Source organism: Nocardiopsis sp. iso_237 (assembly GCF_056173345.1).
On record NZ_CM149669.1, the window covers coordinates 5061154 to 5080653 of the forward strand.

Annotated in this window: 18 protein-coding genes and 1 riboswitch; of the genes, 10 read left to right on the top strand and 8 right to left on the bottom strand. The window is 71.7% G+C overall.

From position 1 onward, the window contains the following. The first annotated feature begins 99 nt into the window (after positions 1 to 99). From AC0VYM_RS22810 to AC0VYM_RS22820, 3 genes are all read left to right on the top strand, one after another. A complete protein-coding gene (locus tag AC0VYM_RS22810) occupies positions 100 to 774 on the top strand; it encodes a biliverdin-producing heme oxygenase (RefSeq protein ID WP_475455402.1) in 675 nt (224 codons plus the stop codon). Positions 775 to 847: 73 nt separating this feature from the next. Next, complete coding sequence (locus AC0VYM_RS22815) at positions 848 to 1504, top strand: TetR/AcrR family transcriptional regulator (protein ID WP_475455404.1); 657 nt, start codon at positions 848 to 850, stop codon at positions 1502 to 1504. A gap of 164 nt (positions 1505 to 1668) precedes the next feature. Continuing rightward, on the top strand, positions 1669 to 1923 hold the full coding sequence (locus AC0VYM_RS22820) for a hypothetical protein (protein ID WP_475455405.1): 255 nt from the start codon (positions 1669 to 1671) through the stop codon (positions 1921 to 1923). Between the two features lie 24 nt (positions 1924 to 1947). Here AC0VYM_RS22820 and AC0VYM_RS22825 read toward each other — a convergent pair whose 3' ends face one another. After that, complete coding sequence (locus tag AC0VYM_RS22825; protein ID WP_475455407.1) at positions 1948 to 2871, bottom strand: 3'-5' exonuclease; 924 nt, start codon at positions 2869 to 2871, stop codon at positions 1948 to 1950. Between the two features lie 200 nt (positions 2872 to 3071). Here AC0VYM_RS22825 and AC0VYM_RS22830 point away from each other — a divergent pair, with 200 nt between their 5' ends. Together AC0VYM_RS22830 and AC0VYM_RS22835 are read left to right on the top strand one after the other, a co-directional pair. Continuing rightward, positions 3072 to 4034 (top strand): asparaginase, encoded by a 963-nt coding sequence (locus AC0VYM_RS22830; RefSeq protein WP_475455409.1) that lies wholly within the window; start codon positions 3072 to 3074, stop codon positions 4032 to 4034. A 104-nt stretch (positions 4035 to 4138) separates the two neighbouring features. Continuing rightward, the gene (locus tag AC0VYM_RS22835) at positions 4139 to 5404 is read left to right on the top strand and encodes an NAD(P)/FAD-dependent oxidoreductase (RefSeq protein WP_475455411.1); all 1266 of its coding nucleotides are present in this window, start codon (positions 4139 to 4141) and stop codon (positions 5402 to 5404) included. Here AC0VYM_RS22835 and AC0VYM_RS22840 read toward each other — a convergent pair. The 3 genes from AC0VYM_RS22840 to AC0VYM_RS22850 form a co-directional block, all read right to left on the bottom strand. Further along, positions 5388 to 5579: a ferredoxin gene (locus AC0VYM_RS22840; RefSeq protein WP_475455413.1), complete on the bottom strand. Its 192-nt coding sequence runs from the start codon at positions 5577 to 5579 to the stop codon at positions 5388 to 5390. The genes AC0VYM_RS22835 and AC0VYM_RS22840 overlap by 17 nt on opposite strands. Before the next feature lie 279 nt (positions 5580 to 5858). After that, a complete protein-coding gene (pip, locus tag AC0VYM_RS22845; RefSeq protein WP_475455415.1) occupies positions 5859 to 6815 on the bottom strand; it encodes a prolyl aminopeptidase in 957 nt (318 codons plus the stop codon). Positions 6816 to 6846: 31 nt separating this feature from the next. Beyond that, on the bottom strand, positions 6847 to 7749 hold the full coding sequence (locus AC0VYM_RS22850) for a DUF4429 domain-containing protein (protein ID WP_475455417.1): 903 nt from the start codon (positions 7747 to 7749) through the stop codon (positions 6847 to 6849). A 210-nt stretch (positions 7750 to 7959) separates the two neighbouring features. On the opposite strand from AC0VYM_RS22850, the gene AC0VYM_RS22855 reads away from it, so the two are divergent. Both AC0VYM_RS22855 and AC0VYM_RS22860 read left to right on the top strand, forming a co-directional pair. After that, entirely contained in the window at positions 7960 to 9675 is a 1716-nt protein-coding gene (locus AC0VYM_RS22855; protein WP_475455419.1) for an AMP-binding protein, read from the top strand. Between the two features lie 224 nt (positions 9676 to 9899). Then, positions 9900 to 10961, top strand: a complete 1062-nt coding sequence (locus tag AC0VYM_RS22860) for a 3-deoxy-7-phosphoheptulonate synthase (protein WP_475455421.1) — start codon at positions 9900 to 9902, stop codon at positions 10959 to 10961. Between the two features lie 102 nt (positions 10962 to 11063). Here the strand turns inward: AC0VYM_RS22860 and AC0VYM_RS22865 are convergent, their stop codons facing one another. The 3 genes from AC0VYM_RS22865 to AC0VYM_RS22875 all read right to left on the bottom strand — a co-directional run bounded on the left by AC0VYM_RS22865 (position 11064) and on the right by AC0VYM_RS22875 (position 15287). Then, positions 11064 to 12302, bottom strand: a complete 1239-nt coding sequence (locus AC0VYM_RS22865; RefSeq protein ID WP_475455423.1) for a metal-dependent hydrolase family protein — start codon at positions 12300 to 12302, stop codon at positions 11064 to 11066. A 61-nt stretch (positions 12303 to 12363) separates the two neighbouring features. After that, positions 12364 to 13971 (bottom strand): AbgT family transporter, encoded by a 1608-nt coding sequence (locus AC0VYM_RS22870; RefSeq protein ID WP_475455425.1) that lies wholly within the window; start codon positions 13969 to 13971, stop codon positions 12364 to 12366. Between the two features lie 44 nt (positions 13972 to 14015). Then, positions 14016 to 15287 carry a metal-dependent hydrolase family protein gene (locus AC0VYM_RS22875; protein ID WP_475455427.1) on the bottom strand — a complete coding sequence of 424 codons (1272 nt, stop codon included), beginning with the start codon at positions 15285 to 15287 and terminating at the stop codon, positions 14016 to 14018. 195 nt (positions 15288 to 15482) lie between these two features. On the opposite strand from AC0VYM_RS22875, the gene AC0VYM_RS22880 reads away from it, so the two are divergent. Further along, positions 15483 to 16493: an Lrp/AsnC family transcriptional regulator gene (locus AC0VYM_RS22880; RefSeq protein ID WP_475455429.1), complete on the top strand. Its 1011-nt coding sequence runs from the start codon at positions 15483 to 15485 to the stop codon at positions 16491 to 16493. A gap of 11 nt (positions 16494 to 16504) precedes the next feature. Here AC0VYM_RS22880 and AC0VYM_RS22885 read toward each other — a convergent pair whose 3' ends face one another. Beyond that, a complete protein-coding gene (locus AC0VYM_RS22885; RefSeq protein ID WP_475455431.1) occupies positions 16505 to 17395 on the bottom strand; it encodes a penicillin-binding transpeptidase domain-containing protein in 891 nt (296 codons plus the stop codon). 204 nt (positions 17396 to 17599) lie between these two features. Further along, positions 17600 to 17701: riboswitch (glycine riboswitch) on the top strand. 140 nt (positions 17702 to 17841) lie between these two features. Here AC0VYM_RS22885 and gcvT point away from each other — a divergent pair. Further along, complete coding sequence (gene gcvT / locus AC0VYM_RS22890) at positions 17842 to 18957, top strand: glycine cleavage system aminomethyltransferase GcvT (protein ID WP_475455433.1); 1116 nt, start codon at positions 17842 to 17844, stop codon at positions 18955 to 18957. 161 nt (positions 18958 to 19118) lie between these two features. After that, on the top strand, positions 19119 to 19499 hold the full coding sequence (gene gcvH, locus AC0VYM_RS22895; protein WP_475455435.1) for a glycine cleavage system protein GcvH: 381 nt from the start codon (positions 19119 to 19121) through the stop codon (positions 19497 to 19499). Position 19500: the final 1 nt, after the last annotated feature.

Here is a 19500-nt window from a genome sequence, read left to right on the forward strand (position 1 = left end):
CACGTTTTTTCTGACACAGTGTCGTATCCATCTTGACAACCCGAACCACCTAAATGACATCATGTCATAAAGATTCCGGAAAGAGAGGTGAAGGTGACCATGAGCGCCACGGCCGAAGCCCCCACCGCGGTCGACCCCTCGGCCGAACCGTTCTCCGCGCGGCTGAAGGCCGCCACCTGGAACGACCACGCGGCCGCCGAACACCACGGCTTCACCAGGGCCCTCACCGAGGGCGAACTCCCCCTCGACGGATACACGGCGATGGTCGCCCAGCACTACTTCGCGTACGTGGCCCTGGAGCGGGTCGGCCGCGACCTGGCCGAGGACCCCGTCGCGGGCCGCTTCCGCTACCCCGAGCTGGAGCGCGTCCCCGCACTGGAGACCGACCTCGCCCACCTGCTCGGCGCCGACTGGCGCGACCGCGTCTCCCCGACCCCGGCCACCCGGACCTACGTGGCGCGCATCGAGCAGATGGCCGACCACCCGGCGGGGTTCGTGGCACACCACTACACCCGCTATCTGGGCGACGTCTCCGGCGGGCAGTTCATCCGGCGGATCGCTGCCAGGGCGTACGGCCTCACCGACGACGCGGGCGTGGCCTTCTACGTCTTCGACGCCCTGGGCAGCCTGCCGAAGTTCCGTACCGGGTACCGGGAGCGCCTCGACTCCCTCGACCTCGACGAGCGCACCGCCGACTTCCTCCTCCGGGAGACCCGGCTCGCCTACCAACTCAACACCGAGGTGCTCGCGGACCTCGGCAGGCGCCACGCCTGACCCGTTCCCGCCTCCCCCTGCCGCACGCCCGGGAGAACGTCCGGCACTCCCCTGGCGTGCCACCATAGGAGTCATGCCCAAGATCACGGCTCCGACCATCGCCGCTCACCGTGCCCGCACACGGGAGCGCATCATGGACGCGGTCGAGGAGCTGACCAGGTCACAGGGGATCGACCGCATCTCCATGACCGACGTGGCCAACGCGGCGGGCATCACCCGCACCGCGTTGTACAACTACTTCCCGGACAAGCCCGCGCTGCTCCTCGCCTTCACCGAGCAGGTCAGCAACGCGTTCGTCGAACGCTACAAGCGCGAGCTCCCCTCGGGGGTCTCGGCCGCCCGCCGCCTGTCAGCCTTCGTCCGCCTCCAGCTGGAAGGCATCGTCGCGCACCCGCACCCGCCCGCCGCCGAGCTGGGCGCCAGCCTGGGACCCGACGCCTACCAGGCGCTGGCCGCGCACGTGGCCCCGATGCAGCGCCTGCTCACCGAGATCCTGGAGGAGGGCAGCGCCGCCGGGGAGTTCGACCGCCTGCCCGCCGAGCGCGTCGCGGGACTGACCCTGTCCATGGTGGGCTCGCAGCGGCTGCCCCTGGTCAACGGCGAGGTCGACATCGACGGCACCCACACCCTGGTGACCCGTTTCGTGCTCCGCGCCCTCGGCGTGCGGACCGAAACCGTGGACACGATCCTCCCCTCCGACCCCCAGTCGAACACACAGAGTTCCAACTGAAACACCCTCAGTCATAAGGGTCAGGTTCTAACCGGGTGGTGGCCGTTAGCGGCCATCACCCTGCGGCATGAAGGCTTCGGAAGCGGGGAACGACCCGCACTGCCCGACCCCCACCCGGGCGTACCCGTCCGACCGCCGCCGAGACCCGTTAGGCCCTCCTCCTCGTGTCCCTCACGCTGATCGCCGTCGGCGCCGCCCTGGTGTCGCTCGCCCTCTTCAACAAGGTGCCCCGCTACGTGCCCGGACGCCTGCCCGATCCACGCTCCGCCGGTGGGGTCGCCACGGCGCAGCGCACCAGCGTGCCCCCACGGGTACGCCTGGTCTCCGCCCGACTGACCGAACAGGGTCGCGCCCTGTTCACCGCGGTCGGCGGGAGCGCGCTGATCGTGGCGTTCTTCCTCAGCCTGTCCGGTCTCTGACCGCACCGGTCCGCACCGGCCGGTTCAGCTCGCGCGGCCCCGGCGGCCGCCGCGCCCTCCGGCCAGACGCACCAGGAGCCCGCCCGCGACGGTGGCCGCGATCCCTCCGGTCACCGCCGCGGCCGTGGCCACCCGGCTCCGCATCCGGGACCCGCGCCGCGCGGCGGACTCCGCGACCGCCCGCTCGGTCTCACGGAAGGCGCCCCCGCACAGCGCGGCGTCCAGCTCGCTCCCGCGCCAGCGCGCGTTCCAGGGGTTCAGGGGAGTCAGGCCGCCGGGCAGGGGCGTGGTCCGGGGCTTCCAGCGCACCGGCTCGTCCGACCCCTCCCCCACCGACGACACGTCGGCCCGGAGCACACGCGGCTCCGGTCCGGTGTAGCGCAGCTCGCCGGGGGCGTTCGCGATCATCTCCACGAGCAGCCGGGCGCACGCGCGCGCGTCACCGAGCGCGGTGTGCTGGCCCGTGGGCCACTCCCCGCTGAGCAGGTGGGTGGCGCGCGGCAGCGAGTAGCGCGGCAGGTCCAGCTGGGAACGGAGCGCGCGCAGCGTGCACAGCCCCGACAGCCCGCGCGGCAGCCCGGCGGGCACCAGCTCCGAGGTGAGGAAGCGCTCCTCGAAGTCCAGGTTGTGACAGACCACCACGGCGCCGGAGAGCAGCTGGGAGACGCGCGGGACGATCGTCTCCGCACGCGGGGCGCCGATGACGTCGCCCTCCCCGATCCCGTGGAACTCCTGCCCGCTGAGGGGCGCCCGGGGGTCCACCAGGGTGCTGAACTCCTCCACGAGGGTGCCGTCCCCGCGTACCCGCACCACCGCGATCTCCACCAACCGCGCGCCCTCGCGCGGGTCCAGCCCGGTCGTCTCGACGTCGAGTACCGCGTACTCCAGGTCCGCCGCCCGCGTGCCGACCCTTCTCCGGGTCAGTGCGCCCGTCCGCAGCGTTCCCATCGTCTGTCCCTACTCCCTGTGGTCGATCAACGTCGGCTCACGACCTTACTGCCCGTGCCCGACACCGGCCGCCCCCGCGTACACGGCCCCACGGACCGCACACCGCCGAACGGGAAGAAGGAGGGGTGTGTGTACGTTTTGACGCGTGCCCGGCACCAACGGGCACGAACCGCACAGCCTCAACGGCGAGGAGAAGCCGCATGAACCAGCCACCGCTGCCCAGCTACGCCCCCCTGGCCGAGGTCGTCCGGTCCGGAATGCGTGAGGGCGTGCACTACGGAGCGGTGATCGGTCTCTCCGCCGACGGTGAGATCGCCTACGCGCGCGGCCCCGTGCACGACCCCATGTTCCCCCGCTCCTCCGCCAAGCCCTTCCAGGCACTGGCCATGCTCCGCGCGGGCGCCCGGCTGGAGGGCCCCTCCCTGGCGATCGCCGCGGGCAGCCACGGCGGCGAGGAGTTCCACGCCGCCGAGGCGGAGAGCATCCTGGCCTCCGTGGGGCTCACCGCCGACGCCCTCCGGTGCCCGCCCGCCGTTCCCGGCGCCCCCGCCGCCCGCCGGGCGTTCGTCGCGGCCGGACGCGAACCCGAGTCCCGGTACATGAACTGTTCCGGCAAGCACGCGGGCATGCTCGCCGCCTGCGTCGCCCAGGGGTGGAGCACGGACGACTACCTCGACCCCGAGCACCCCCTCCAGCTGCTCGTACGCGAGGCCACCGAGGACATGTGCGGGGAGACCGTCGCCCACACCGCCGTCGACGGCTGCGGCGCGCCCCAACTCGCCGTCACCCTCACCGGTCTGGCCCGCGGCGTCCAGGGGATGCGCCTGTCCCCCGAGGGCACCCACGAGCGCAGGATCGTCGAGGCGATGAGCGCGCACCCCGAGTACGTCTCCGGCCCCGAGCGCGTCGACACCGACCTCATGACCCGGATGCCCGGCCTGGTCTCCAAGATCGGAGCGGACGGCGTCCTCGTGCTCAACGCCCCCACCGGTGAGACCGTCGCGGTCAAGATCAGCGACGGCGACGCCGAGGAGCGCTCGCGGGTGGTGGTCGGCCTGACCGCCCTGAGCGCCCTGGGCGTGGACGTCAGCGCGGTCAACGACCGCCTGACCACACCGGTGAACGGTGGCGGGGCGAAGGTGGGTGAGGTCCGGGCCCTGTAGGGGGTTCCAGGACTGGTTGGGGACAGCGGCGGGTTCACTGGGACGGACGTGGACTGTGACTGGTCTCCCGTGACGACGGGACGGCTGAAGGAGAGAAGAGAACGGTGTCGGACACCCTGAACGAGATCGTCATCGCCGGTGCGGGCATGGCTGGTCTGCATGCCGCCGAGGCCCTGCGGGAGCGGGGCTTCGAGGGGCGTCTGACCCTGGTCGGCGAGGAGGCCCACCGGCCCTACTCCCGACCCCCGCTGTCCAAGGAGGCGCTGACCGGTGTCGGACTGGACCCGGCCAACGGGGGCCCGGGCTGGCTGGTCGGGCACCGTGGGCTCCAGCTGCGCGAGGACTCCGTCATCGACGGCCTCGACCTGGACTTTCGCCCCAACACCCGGGTGGTCGGGCTGGACCCGGCCGCGCGGGAGGTGCGCGTCCAGGGACCGGGAGAGGAGGGTGCGCTGCGCTACGACGGGCTGATCGTGGCCACCGGGGCACGGGCCCGGCGTCCGGACACCGACCTGGCGGGGGTGCACGTCCTGCGCACCCTGGACGACGCCGAGGCGGTCCGGGCTGCCTTCGACTCCTCCGGGCACCTGGTGGTGGTCGGCGCCGGGTTCGTCGGCGCCGAGGTGGCCGCGAGCGCCCGCGCGGTGGGCATGGAGGTCACCCTGATCGAGGCGGCGACCACCCCGCTGACCCGGGTGGTCGACCCCCGGATCGGTGGGATCCTCACCGACCTGCACCGGGAGAACGGCGTGGACGTGCGCCTCGGCGTGGGTGTGCGCGCGTTCGAGGGGGCGGGCCGGGTGGAGCGGGTCCGGTTGGCGGACGGCTCCACGATCGACGCCTCCCTGGTGGTGGCCGGTGTGGGCGTGCACCTGAACACCGAGTGGCTGCGCGGTTCGGGGGTCGAGCTGTTCGACGACGGGTCGGTGGTGTGCGACGAGTACTCCGAGACCTCCGTGCCGAACGTGTACGCGGTCGGTGACCTGGCCAACTGGCCGCACCCGCGCTACGGCGGCCGGATCCGGCTGGAGCACTGGACCAACGCGAGCGAGCAGGGGGAGGCGGCCGCCCGCAACCTGCTCGCCGGGTCGGGGCGGACGCCGTTCACCCCGGTGCCCTATTTCTGGTCTGACCAGTACCGGAAGAAGATCCAGCTCCTGGGACAGGGCGCGCCCGCCGATCAGGTCACCTTCGTGCACGGGTCACCGGAGGACCGAAAGTTCGTCGCGTTCCTGGGGCGTGGGGGGATGCTCACCGGTGTGCTCGGGCTGCGCTCCACCCCACGCACCATGCGTTACCGCGGCCTGTTGGAGAAGCCCACCACCTGGGACGAGGCCCTGGCCGCGGCGGGGGTCACCCCGTCACGGTGATGGCCTGCTTGGGGCAGAGCCGCTGCGCCTTGAGGACCTTCTCGCGAAGCTCCTCGCCCGGCTCCTCGGTCAGGAGGTACAGGAAGTCGTCGTCCCTGACCTCGAACACCTCGGGGGCGGCGGCCATGCACAGGGCGTTGCTCTCGCACTGGTCGTAGTCGACCTCTACTCGCATGTCGTCCTTCTCTCCTGGGCCGTGGGCCCTTGGGGGTCTGCGGGTGGCAACACCCTAGCCACCAACCGCCCGGGAGAGACCGACGTCACATGGCGGCCCCGCGTGACGCGGGCCGGTCGCGCGCCTGTCGTACTCCGACGAGACCGGTGCCGGGAACCTCTCCCGTGAGCGCGCCCGCGCCCCGCTCACGACTTCGGGGGAGCCGCCTCCGACCGCGCCGACTGCGCGGTTCCGGAACACCACAGGGGGTCGCGCCCGGTCGGGCGCGACCCCCACCCGCTACTTGGCGAAGCGGTCGGTGGCCTCGATGAGGAGGTCGAGGATGCCGGGCTCGCTGAAGGCGTGGCCCGCGTCGTCGACGATGTGGAAGTCCGCCTCCGGCCAGGCACGGTGCAGGTCGTGGGCGGTGCGCACCGGGGTGCACACGTCGTAGCGCCCCTGGATGATCACGCCGGGGATGTGCCGGATACTCGCGGCGCCCTCGATGAGCTGCTCGGGGGTGAGGAACCCCTTGTTGTGGAAGTAGTGGTTCTCGATCCGGGCGAAGGCCAGCGCGTAGTCCTCGTCGGCGTGGTGCTCGCGCAGCGCCGGGTTGGGCCGCAGCGTGATCGTCGAGCCCTCCCACACGCTCCACGCGCGGGCCGCCTCCAGGCGCACCTCGCGGTCCGGGGACTCCAGGCGGCGGGCGTAGGCGCCGATCAGGTCGTCCCGCTCCTCCTCCGGGATGGGCTCCAGGTAGGACTCCCACAGGTCCGGGAAGAGGTTCGAGGCGCCCTCCTGGTAGAACCAGCGCAGTTCCTGGTCGCGCAGCGTGAAGATGCCGCGCACGATCAGCTCGGTGACGCGGTCCGGGTGCTTCTGGGCGTAGGCCAGGGCCAGGCAGCTGCCCCAGGAACCGCCGAAGACCTGCCAGGCCTCCACGCCGATCATCTCGCGCAGCCGCTCGATGTCCTCGACCAGCGACCACGTGGTGTTGGTGGACAGGTCGGAGTCCATACGGCTGGCGTGCGGGGTGGACCGGCCGCAGTTGCGCTGGTCGAACAGGAGGATGCGGTACTTCTCCGGGTCGAAGAGCCGACGGTGGTCGGGGGTGCAGCCGCCGCCCGGGCCGCCGTGCAGGAACACCACCGGCTTGCCCGTCGGGTTTCCGCACAGTTCCCAGTAGACGCGGTGTCCGTTACCGGCGTCGAGCATGCCCGAGTCGTACGGCTCGATGGGCGGGTACAAGGTGCGCAAGGCGTGGCCCTTTCGTGGTGGTGGCTGGGAGTCAGAGCCGGTCGAGGAGCTCGGCCTTCTTGCTGCTGAACTCGCTGTCGGTCAGCAGCCCCTCGGCGTGGAGGCTGCCGAGCTCGCGGATCTTGGCGAAGATCTCGTCGCTGCCCTCGGCGGGGGGCGCCGCCTCCAGCGCGGGGGCTTCCCCGGACGGTTCGTCGGCGGCCTCCTCCCCGGCGAGGGCGATGTGGGTGTTGACGGTGGCGGCCATCAACAGGCTCTCCTCGCTGCCCTTGAGGCCGTGCGAGGCCAGGGTGAAGAAGTCGTTCTCCAGGCCTGAGGCCTCGGGCATGGTCACCCCGCGCAGCACGACCCGGAGGAAGCCCTCGTCGAAGTCGCGCTGGGGGAACCACTGGACGGAGTCGATCTCGGAGAAGGGGAACTCACGCGACTTCTCCTGGCCCTTGGCGGTACTGGCCATCCAGCCGTCCCACACCAGCCGCACCCGTTCGCCGTCGAACGACACGGAGCCCTCTCCGGTGCGGGCCTGGTAGGGCAGCCCCACCACGAGGGCCCTGGCGACCTGCGCCAGGTCGAGCGGGGAGGAGCGGGTCTCGCGGGCGTAGCGGGCCGACTCGGTGATCCGGTCGGCGCAGTACTCCGCGACCAGCTCGCGCTCGTGCGGGCCGGTCAGGACCAGGGGCGTGGCGGCCCCGGAGCCGCCCGCGGTCTCCAGGGGCGCGTAGGGGTCGGCCCCCTCCACCAGGCGCAGCCGGAGCCGCCACCCCTGCTTGCGGTCGCCCGGGTCGAACTCCACGTCGCGTACGGCGCTCAGCGGTACGGAGCAGTGGCCCAGCGCCTTGAACAGGGCCGGGACCTTGCGGCCGGTACCGAAACCGATCCGCACCGTCTCCTCGTCGAAGCGCCAGATGGCGTGGTGTCCGTGCAGTTCCTCCATGGCAGACCATCCTAGAGGTGCCCGTGCCGGGCGGACATCCCCGGTTTCCACGTCTCAAGGCGCCCGACCAGTGCCGGGACCGACGCGACGATGGGTCGGGATGTCCGGTTCCGGGTAGAACCGGGGCACACCTCGTCCCGCCACCCGTCCGGTGGCCGGGAGCCCGTGGGAGGTGCGCACCGCGCGCCGCCCCCGAACCGGAGGCCTTCGATGTCGCACGAGATGTCCGAGGGGGCACGGGAGTTCCGCGCCGCGCGGGACCTGCTCCTACAGCACCGGGAGGACCAGGAGACGGCCCACCGGGAGTTCACGTGGCCCCGGCCGGAACGGTTCAACTGGGCGCTGGACCACTTCGACCACGTCGCCGCCACCCGACCGGACCGCACCGCGCTGTGGCTGGTGGAGGCGGACGGGACCGAGACGCACCACACGTACCGCCAGATGTCCGAGCGCTCCAACCAGGTGGCGAACTGGCTGATCGGCCAGGGGGTGCACCCGGGCGACCGGATCATGCTCATGCTCGGCAACCAGGTCGAGCTGTGGGAGACCCTGCTCGCCGCCGTCAAACTGGGTGCGGTGGTCACGCCGACCGCCACCAACCTGTCCGACGCCGACCTGGTGGACCGGCTGGAGCGGGGTGAGGTCGCGCACGTGATCTGCTCGCCGGAGCACACCGAGCGGTTCGAGCTCCTGCGCGGCCACTGGACCAGGATCTGCGTGGGCTACATGGACGGGTGGCTCAGCTACCCGGACTCGGAGCACTCGGGGCTGGACTTCACCCAGCCCAGCCCCACCGACCCGGACGACCCCCTGCTGCTGTACTTCACGTCCGGCACCACGGCCCGCCCGAAGCTGGTCACCCACACCCAGAGCTCCTACCCCGTGGGGCACCTGTCCACCATGTACTGGTTGGGGGTCCAGCCCGGAGACGTGCACCTGAACGTGTCCGCCCCGGGTTGGGCCAAGCACGCCTACAGCAGTGTGTTCGCGCCGTGGAACGCCGAGGCCACGGTGCTGGTGGTGAACCAGGAGCGATTCGACCCGGCGACCCTGCTGGACGCGGCGGTGCGGTGCGGGGCGCACACGATGTGCGCGCCGCCCACGGTGTGGCGGATGCTGGTCCAGGCGGATCTGGGGGCCTGGAAGGTACCGCTGCGGGAGGTCGTGGCGGCGGGGGAGCCGCTCAACCCGCGGATCGTGGAGTACGTGCGCCAGGTGTGGGGGCTCTCGGTACGGGACGGGTTCGGGCAGACCGAGACCACCCTGCTCGTCGGCAACGGTCCCGGCCAGGAGGTGGTTCCGGGGTCCATGGGGCGGCCCATGCCCGGCTACGACGTCGTCCTGATCGACCCGGAGACGGAGGAGCCCTCGGACACCGGTGAGATCTGCGTGGACCTGGCCGACCGCCCCGTGGGGGTGATGAGCGGCTACGCCGACGCCTCCGGCGACGCACGGGAGGCGACGCGGCGCGGGCTGTACCGCACCGGCGACATCGCCAAGCGGGATTCGCGCGGTTCCATTACCTATATCGGCCGATCCGACGACGTGTTCAAGGCCTCGGATTACCGCATCTCACCATTTGAGCTGGAAAGCGTTCTGCTCGAGCACGAATACGTGGCCGAGGCCGCCGTGGTGCCCTCGCCGGACCCGCTGCGGCTGTCGGTGGCCAAGGCGTACGTGACCCTGGCCGAGGGTGTGGCGGCCGACGCCCTCACCGCCCGCGCCATCCTTGAGTACGCCCGGGAACGCCTCTCACCCCACAAGAGGGTCCGCCGCCTGGAGTTCACCGAGCTGCCCAAGACCGTGTCGGGCAAGATCCGGCGGGTCCGGCTGCGCCGTGCCGAGGAGGAGCGCGGCACGGTCGCGGACGGCGTGCGCAACCCCCGCGAGTACTGGGAGGAGGACCTCCCGGGTCTGAAGGACTGACCCCGCGGGGCGGTACGGCGCCCGACGGAAATGGCGACCGGGCCATTGTGTCTCGCGGGTTGGGACGTCTTCCCGCGGAATGCGCCGGTGTGGCCTTTCCCATCCCCGGATTCACGGTCCAATTCCCACCGCGACCGTGTCCGCCCCGGCGGACCGCGCTACGGTCGTGGTGCGGCACGAGCATCTGCCGCCAGGCGATCGACGTGATGGGACCAGGGGAAACGATGACGAGCACCAACGACACACGGGTGGCGAGCTACAAACCGCTCATCGCCCCCCAGGACCTGCTCGCTGAGCTCCCCATGAGCGAGGAGAGCACCGCCCTCGTGGAGAGCTCGCGCGCCGAGGTCAAGCGCGTCCTGGACGGCGGCGACGACCGCCTCCTCGTGGTCGTCGGCCCCTGCTCGGTGCACGACACCGAGTCGGCCCTGGACTACGCGCGTCGCCTGCGCGACCTCGTGCCGTCGGTCAGCGGCGAGCTGTGCGTGGTCATGCGCGTGTACTTCGAGAAGCCGCGCACCACGGTCGGCTGGAAGGGCCTGATCAACGACCCCGGTCTGGACGACACCTACGACGTGCACCGGGGACTGCGCACCGCGCGTGAGCTGCTGATCGACATCAACGCCCTCGGGCTGCCCGCCGGGACCGAGTTCCTGGACCCGATCACCCCGCAGTACATCGCGGACGTGGTCTCCTGGGGCGCGATCGGCGCCCGCACCACCGAGAGCCAGGTGCACCGCCAGCTCAGCAGCGGTCTGAGCACCCCCGTCGGCTTCAAGAACGGCACCGACGGCGACGTACAGGTGGCCGTGGACGCCGTGGGCGCAGCCGCCGCCTCCCACACGTTCTTCGGTGTGGACCCGGCCGGCACCGGTTCGGTCGTGGTCACCGACGGCAACCCGGACTGCCACGTGATCCTGCGCGGCGGGCGCGGCGGCCCCAACCACGACCCCGCCTCGGTCGCCTCCGCCCTGGACGTGCTCGAGGGCTCCAAGCTGCCGCGCCGCCTGATGATCGACGCCAGCCACGCCAACAGCGGCAAGGACCACGTCCGCCAGGCGGGTGTGGCCCGGGAGATCGCCGCCCAGGTGGCCGAGGGCCAGAGGGGGATCGTCGGCGTCATGCTGGAGAGCTTCATCGAGGAGGGCGCCCAGAAGCTGGGTGACCCGGCCCAGCTCACCTACGGCCAGTCCATCACCGACAAGTGCATGAGCTGGGAGACCACCGAGGGCGTGCTGGAGAACCTGGCCGAGGCGGTCCGCCAGCGCCGCAAGAACGCCGCCTGACTCCCGGCGTACGCGGGCCCGGCACGAGGACGGCGTGCCGGGCCCGTCCCGTCGGCCCGGGTGTCCGCCCGAGGCGGAGCCCGGGTCGGTCGGGGACCCGGGTCAGGCCCGGGTGTCCTTGACGACCTCGCCGCCCTGGACGACCAGCACCACGTTGGCGCGGTCACCCAGCAGTGAGATGTCAGCGAGGGGGTCGCCCTCGCACACCACGAGGTCGGCGAACTTGCCCGCCTCGACCGTGCCCGTCCGGTCGGCGGTGCCCACCAGTTCGGCGGCGTTGCCCGTCCCCGCCTGGATCGCCTCCATCGGTGACAGTCCCACGGACACCAGCTGGGCGAGTTCGCGCAGGTTGCGGCCGTGCTCGGAGATGCCGGCGTCGGTACCCATCGCGACCCGCACCCCTCGGCTGACCGCGTGGGAGATCCGGCGGTAGGTCTCCTCGGCCAGGGCCCGCTTGGTGTCGATCGCCTTCCGGGTCATCAGGTGGACCCGGTCCTCGAAGTCGAACGTGGTCAGGGTCGGTACGAGGAAGGTGCCGCGCTCCAGCATGAGGTCGATGCCCTCGTCGTCGATCAGGTAGCCGTGCTCGACGCTGGCAACACCACCGCGCACCGCGTTCCTGATCCCCGCCGCGCCCTGGGCGTGCGCCGCGACCGGCCGCCCGCCGTGCTTGGCGGTCTCGGCCACGATCACGGCGATCTCCTCCTCCGTGATCCCCTCGTCGGTGGGCCCGTCCGAGGGGCTGGAGAGCCCGCCGGTGGCGCACACCTTGATGACGTCGGCGCCGTCCCGGACCAGTCTGCGGGTGGCCACCCGGACCTCCTGCGGGGAGTCCGCGATCTCGGCCGCGGTGTGCTCGCAGTCGTGCGGGTTGGCGCCGGAGGGCAGCGTGAAGTCGGCGTGGCCGCCGGTGTGGCTCATCAGGCGCAGCGCCATGCTCAGGCGCGGCCCGCGGATCAGCCCGCGTTCCTGCGCGACGCGGAACCCGGAGTCGGCCCCGCCCAGGTCGCGGGCGCCGGTGACGCCCGCCTCCAGGGTGACCCGCATCCGCTCGGCGGACTCGAAGGCGTGCAGGCTGCGGGAGACGGCCGCGTTGTTGCTGGCCAGGGCCCGGCTGTCGGAGAACCCGAAGTGCACGTGGGTGTCGATGAACCCGGGCAGCAGGGTGCGACCGCCCAGGCTCTCCACGGTGTCCTCGGGGCGGGGCTCGGGCGCGTCGGCGGCGGGCCCCGCGTAGGCGATCAGCCCGTCCTCGACCAGCACGGCGGCGTCGGTGACCGGTGCGGCTCCGGTGCCGTCGATGAGGGTGAGGTCCCGGTAGAGGGTCCTGGCGCGGGTCATGGGCGGTCTCCTTGCGTCGTTGTGCGTGCGGGAGGCGGGCCCGGTCCCCCGGGCCCGCGACCTAGATGTGCGGGTACATGCCGGGGCCGACGGGCAGTCCGCCGAAGTAGAACACGGCGAGGACTCCGGTCCACAGCACCAGGAAGACCAGGGAGAAGGGAAGGGCACGCGCGATGACCGTGCCGATGCCCGCCCTGGGCTCGTACTGGCGCAGGAAGCCGAGGATGATCACCACGTAGGGGCTGAGCGGCGACAGCACGTTCGAGGTGGAGTCACCGATCCGGAAGGCCGCCTGGACGAATCCGGGCTCGAAGCCGATGAGCGCGAACATCGGGACGAACACCGCGGCGAACAGGGCCCACTGGGCCGAGCCCGAGATGATGAAGAGGTTGATCAGGAACGCCAGCACAATGAAGCAGAGGATGGCCCCGAACCCGGTGAAACCCGTGGCCTCCAGGCCCTGCGCGCCCCGGATCGCGATCCAGGTGGACACCCCGGTCCAGTTGAACAGCTCCAGGAACTGGGCCATGACGAAGGCCAGGACGATGAAGCCGGACATCTCCCTGACCGTGTGGCCCATCATGCGGGGGACGTCGGCTCCTCTGCTGATGGTCCGTGTGGCCAGGCCGTAGACCACGGCCGGGACGGCCAGGGTCAGGAAGACCAGGAAGACCACCGAGCTGAGCAGCGGGGACTCCGGCAGGAAGGTGCCTTCCCCGTTGCGCAGGGGCGCGTTCGCGGGCAGGGTCACCGACAGCACCGCCGCGACGGTCACCAGCAGCGCCACGCCGGACCAGCGCAGACCGAGCGTCTCGGACCGCGTCAGGACCGGGTCCATCCGCATGTCGGGGCGGTCCTCCGCGTCGCCCGCGTCCTCGGCGCCGACCTGTTCGCGGGTGACCCCGCCGCGCTCCAGCGCGGGTTCGAGGACCCTGTCGATGAGCAGGCCGCCGACCAGGCTGAGCAGGACCGCGATGGTGAACGTGAGGAAGTGGTTGGAGACCGGTGTGACGGTGGTGCCCATCCCCACGGAGGCGGCGGCCGTCTGGCTGATGCCGGACAGCAGGGCGTCGGTGCTGGTGATGAAGGGGCTGCAACTGAACGCGGCGGTGGCCACCGCGAAGCCGCCCATGAGTCCGGCGACGGGATGGCGGCCCGCCGCCTTGAACACCATCGCGGCCAGCGGCGGGATGACCACCATCGCGGCGTCGCTCATGATGCTGCCGGAGACCGCGACCAGAGCGACCACGTAGGGGAGCAGCCACTGGGGCGCTCCGGCGAAGGCCCTGCGGACCAGCGCGTTGAGCAGGCCGGTCCGCTGGGCGAGGCCGACACCGAGCAGGACGGTCAGGACCACGCCCAGGGGCGGGAAGCCGATGAAGTTGGGGACCAGGTTCGTGGTCAGCCAGGTCAGGCCGTCAGACGTGAGGAAACCGTTGATGGCCTGTTCGCCCTCGTCGCTGCCGGGCACCTCGTAGGTGGTGCCGACCGACGCCATGACCGTGGACGCCACGGCGACGATCGCGAAGAGCAGGAGGAAGAGGACGAACGGGTCGGGGATCCGGTTGCCGACGCGCTCGATGCCGTCCAGCACGCGGGCGAAGAACCCGGGGCGGGGCGCGGAGCGGCCGGGGCCGCCGACGGCCTGGTGGGAGCGTGGGGTGCTCATGGGTCACCTCTGGGATGAAGGGGTCGGGGTGGGTCCCGGGGGGGTCAGTTCGCGGTGCCCGGTCGGGTGCGGGCCGTGTCCTTGTGGACCGCGCCGTCCTTGATGACCACGGTGACGTTGTCGGGGTCGCCGGGCAGGGTGATGTCCGCGAGGGGGTCCCCCGAGCAGACGACGACGTCGGCGCGCTTGCCGGGTTCGAGGGTGCCGATCTGCCCGCTCAGCCCGAGGAGCGCGGCGGCGTCGCGGGTTCCGGCGAGCAGGGCGCCCATGGGGCTCATGCCGTGCTCCACCAGCAGGGCGAGTTCGCGCAGGTTGCGGCCGTGCTGGCAGATGCCCGAGTCGGTGCCGAGGGCCACACGGACCCCGGCCCGGACGGCGGCGGTGATGTTCTCGCTGAGGTGTTCCTGGAGCTTGAGCTTCTTGGCCACCGCGTAGTCGGCCGACTTCGCGGGGTCGGGCGGGGTGGTGGCGGTGGACAGGGTGGGCACCAGGTAGGCGCCGTTCTCCAGCATGAGCTCGATACCGCGCTCGTCGATCTCGTAGCCGTGTTCCACGCTGGTGACCCCGGCGGTGAGGGCGTTGCGGATGCTACGGGCGCTCTGCGCGTGGGCGGCCACCGGGATGTCGTGGCTGGCCGCCTCGCGCACGATCACGGACATCTCCTCGACGTTGAGGCCGTCGTGCCAGGGGGTGTCCTGGGGGCTCCACACGCCGCCGCTGGCCATCACCTTGATGACCCTGGCGCCCTTGCGCATCACCTCACGGGTGGCGCGCAGGGCCTCGGCCGGACCGTCGGTGTTGATCGAGACGGCCCCGTCCGGGCCCAGGACCGTGCCGTAGTCGAAGCCGCAGCAGGTACGGAAGTCGCCGTGGCCGCCGGTGGGGCCGAGGGCCCGGTAGGCGGTGGTGACGCGCGGGCCGGGGACGATGCCCTCGTCGACGGCGCGGACCACGGCCTGGTCGAGCCCGGCCAGGTCGCGGACGCTGGTGACCCCCGCGTCGAGGGTGGCCCCCAGGCGCGGGATGGCGGTGAAGTAGCCGTAGTGCGGGGGCTGGTCGATCAGGTCGGCGGGGTTCATGCCGTCGCCGGACATGGTCATGTGCACGTGGGTGTCGACGAAGCCCGGGAGGATCGTGCCCCCGGCCGCGTCGACCCTCTCGTGGGGCTCGCCGACGTGCGGCGCCTGGTCGGCGGGGCCGATCCAGTCGATCCGTCCGTCACGCAGGACCAGTGCCCAGTCGTGGCGGGGACCCTCTCCGGTCCCGTCGATCACGGTTCCGTTGTGGACCACGAGGGTCCTGACAGCCGAGGCCATCGACGCCACCTTTCTCCCCGCACCCGGTCCCGGCGCCGCGACGCGGCCACCCGGACGCGACGGCGCGCATCCAACCGAGGACTCGCAGCTCAGAGCCGCGCTTCTGATCTTGCGGAAACCTACGTGGATGCTCCGGTAGCCTTCGGAAATCGCCGGAAACCGCTATGGAGGAGGTGGATTCTGCCGGAATCGAGCATGCCCAACGAGTTCGACCTGTCCCTGATCAACGCGCTCCAGCTGGCCCCCAGGGCCACCTGGGCCGAGCTCGGGCCCGTGCTGGACGCGGACCCCACCACGCTCGCCCGCCGTTGGAAGAGGTTGGAGGACGAGGGGCTGGCCCGCATAGCGGCGTTCCCCCGCCGCCGGGTGATGGCCCGTCGGCACCTCAGCTACGTGGAGCTGAGCTGCCGCAACGGATCGGTGGAGCGGGTGGCGGCTGCGCTGGCCGAGGACCGCGACACCCTGAGCATCCAGTTCGTGGCCGGGTCCCACCAGCTCATGCTCACCGTGGTGCCCGGCGGTGGGCTGGCGGACTACCTGCTCAACTGGGTGGGCGGCATCCCCGACGTGGTCTCCTACCGGGTGCACGTCGTGACCGAGGTACCCAGGGAGGCCTACCTGTGGCAGGTCCGCGCCCTGTCACCCGGGCAGCGGCGCCGTCTGCGCGCCCTCTCCCCCACCCTGCGCGCCCCGGTGGGCGACGAACGCGTCACCGAGCTCGACCAGGACATCGTGGACCTGCTGTGCTGGGACGCGCGGCTGGGCTACCAGGCCATCGCCGACCGCCTCGACGTCGCGCCCACCACCGCCGCGCGGCGGATCAACCGACTGCTGCGCGACGGCCTCCTCGGGCTGCGCTGCGACATCTCCCGGGCGCACATGGGGTGGCCGAGCGCCGCCACCCTGTGGGGCACGGTGGACCCGAGCGTCTTGGACGGTGTGCCCGACCTGGGGGAACGCATCCCCGAGGTGCGTCTGTGCACGACCATCGCGGGTCCGGAGAACACCCTGTTCATCCTGTGGCTGCGCGACGCCCCCGACCTCACCCGGGTGGAGCGCAGGTTGCTGGAGGAGCTGCCGGGGCTGCGCATCGCGGACCGCCGGATGACGCTGCGCACGTTCAAGTTCATGGGCGGGGTGACCGACGCCGACCAGCGCTTCGTGCGGTCGGTGCCGGTCCAGCTCCGGTCCCCCGGCGACCCGTAGGGCCCGGGGCGCTAGGCCGCCGGGAGGACGTCCAGGGCGACCAGGAGCTCACGGCCCAGCGACTCGCGCAGCTCGGCGTCCTCCTCGTCCTCGACCTCCAGGCGGAGCGCGAAGGTGTGCAGGTCGGAGCCCCGCTCGACCCAGCCCACCCACCAGCCGGGCACCGGGTCCACGTCCACGCCCAGGCCGGTCCGGCCGAAGAGCTGGTGGTCCGGCCCCTCCTCGACCAGCAGCAGGTCGCGCAGGGCGCGCTGGTGCTGGACGTCCACGGGCAGTTCCTCGCGGGCCAGTTCCGCGACGAAGGTGGCCTGCTCCAGCGCGGAGATCTCCAGGGGGCCCTCCAGCCAGAACCGGTCCATCGCCCCCTCCTCGCCGACGTTCCGGTTGCCGTAGTCGAAACGGTCCACCCAGGTGGACATGCGCTCGTACCCGATCCGGTCCGCGACCTCCTGGTGCACCGGGACGTCGGAGGTGGGCAGGGCCTCGCGCAGGCTCAGCTCGTCGCCGGACTCGGGGGAGATCGCCTCGTCGACGTCGGACACCTCGCCGGTCTGGAGGGCGATCAGCGTGTTGGGCAGCTTGAAGGTGGACGCGGGCACGGCGCGCTCGTCGGCCTGCTCCGGGTTCACCACGACGGCGGACCGGTCACCGGCGTCGAAGAGCACGAACGTCCCGTTCACCCCGGCCTCGGCGAAGACCGCCTCCAGGTCCTCACGTTCCACGGTCTGCACGTCGCCCAGCTGGACGGGGTTGCCGACGGTTCCCTGCGCGGGCTCCGTGTCGTCCGTCGTCGCGCAGGCGGCCCCGCTGAACAGGGTGATGGCACAACCGGCGGCTCCGAGGGCGAAGCGGCCGGGGGCGTGCCCCGGCCTCCCGGGAGCGTGTTCGGTGTCGGTACGCACTCGTCTCCTCCACAGGCTGTCCGAAGGAACGTCCACCAACAAAGCTAGGGCATGCACGGTGGTCACACACCATGCTTCGTGACCTCGGCGGACCGTGTCGCGAAGGTCGTCCCCGCCGGTCGGATGCGGGGCGGCGGGGTCGTCCACAACCGCCCGGGCAGTCTTGGGCGACCCAGTTCGCCGCTGCTAGGCTGAGCGTGTTGCTGACCCCGTACGGGAGAGTGTCCGCGTATCCAGCGTGGGCCGCCGAAGGAGCAATCCCTCCCCGAAGACAACCTCTCAGGCACAGCGGACCGTACGGGCGAGACCACTCTGGAAAGCAGGGACGCGTTCCCTCGCCGAAGGTGCAAACCACGCCGAGCGCGCGGTGAAGCTCTCAGGCACCCATGACAGAGGGGGAGGATGGCAACGCCTTACGCACGACACCCATCCTCTCGGGAGTGCCCATGTCAGAGTCCGCGACCGCGCCGCGCCTCACCGCGCTGCACAAGATCCACGAAGAGGCCGGGGCGACGCTCGTCGACTTCGCCGGATGGCTGATGCCCCTCCGCTACAGCAGCGAGACCGCCGAGCACACGGCCGTCCGTGAGGCCGCCGGGCTGTTCGACCTCTCCCACATGGGCGAGATCCGGCTGACCGGCCCGCAGGCCGCCGAGGCGCTCGACCACGCCCTGGTCGGCTTCCTGTCCAAGGTCAGGGTGGGCCGCGCCCGCTACACCATGATCACCGCCGAGGACGGCGGGGTCCTGGACGACCTCATCGTCTACCGGCTCGGTGAGGACGAGTACCTGGTCGTGGCCAACGCGGCCAACGTGCCCGTGGTCGCCTCCGCCCTGGCCGAGCGCGCGTCCGGCTTCGACGTCGAGGTGATCGACGAGTCCGCCGACTACTCGCTCATCGCCGTCCAGGGCCCGCGCGCGGTGGAGATCCTCGCCCCGCTCACCGACGCCGACCTGGACGACATCCGCTACTACGCGGGATACGAGCACACCGTGGCCGGGGTCCCGGTCCTGCTCGCCCGCACCGGCTACACCGGCGAGGACGGGTTCGAGATCTTCGTCCGGCCCGCCGACCGGGCGCCCGAGGTCTGGGCCGCCCTCATGGCCGAGGGCGCCCCGCACGGGCTGGTCCCGGCCGGGCTCTCCTCCCGCGACACCCTCCGCATGGAGGCCGGGATGCCGCTCTACGGCCAGGAGCTCTCCGCCGACCTCACCCCCTTCGACGCCGGACTGGGCCGCGTGGTCAAGCTCGACAAGCCGGGCGACTTCGTGGGCCGCGCCGCGCTGGAGGAGGCCTCGCGCACCGCTCGCGGTCGGCGCCTGATCGGCCTCGTCTCCCGTGGCCGCCGCCCGCTCCGCAAGGGCCAGGACGTGCTGCGCGACGGCACCGTCATCGGAGTCACCACCAGTGGCGCCCCCTCCCCCACCCTGGGCCGCCCCATCGCCATGGCCTACGTGGACGGCGACCTCGACACCTCGACCGGCGCGTTCACCGTGGACGTGCGCGGACGGGGCGAGGACGTCGACGTGGTCGAGCTGCCGTTCTACCAGCGGCAGTCGTAGGAAGCGGGGCCGCCAGCGGGCGGACCCGAGAACCTGCACGCCCCGCGCGGCCGGATCCCCACGAGGGACCGGCACGGTCGGGGCGTGGCCAGGCGTAGGCCGGGCCGGGTCGCCGTACGGGCGCACGGCAGACAAATGGAACACCTCCAAGGAGAGTTGAAGTGAGCGTTCCCACGGAGCTGGGTTACACCGCCAAACACGAGTGGATCGCGGTCAGGGACGGGATCGCCACCGTCGGGATCACGGCCTTCGCCGCCGAGTCGCTGGGTGACATCGTCTTCGTCGAGACCCCCGCGGTCGGTGACGAGGTCACCGCCGGCGAGACCGCGGGCGAGGTGGAGTCCACCAAGTCCGTCAGCGACATCTACTCCCCCGTCACCGGAGAGGTCGTGGAGGTCAACGAGGCGCTCGAGGACGCCCCCGAGACCATCAACTCCGAGCCCTTCGAGGGTGGCTGGCTGTTCAGGGTGCGCGTCTCCGAGGAGCCCGCCGACCTGCTCTCCGCCGAGGAGTACACCGAGCTGACCGAAGGCGAGAACTAGC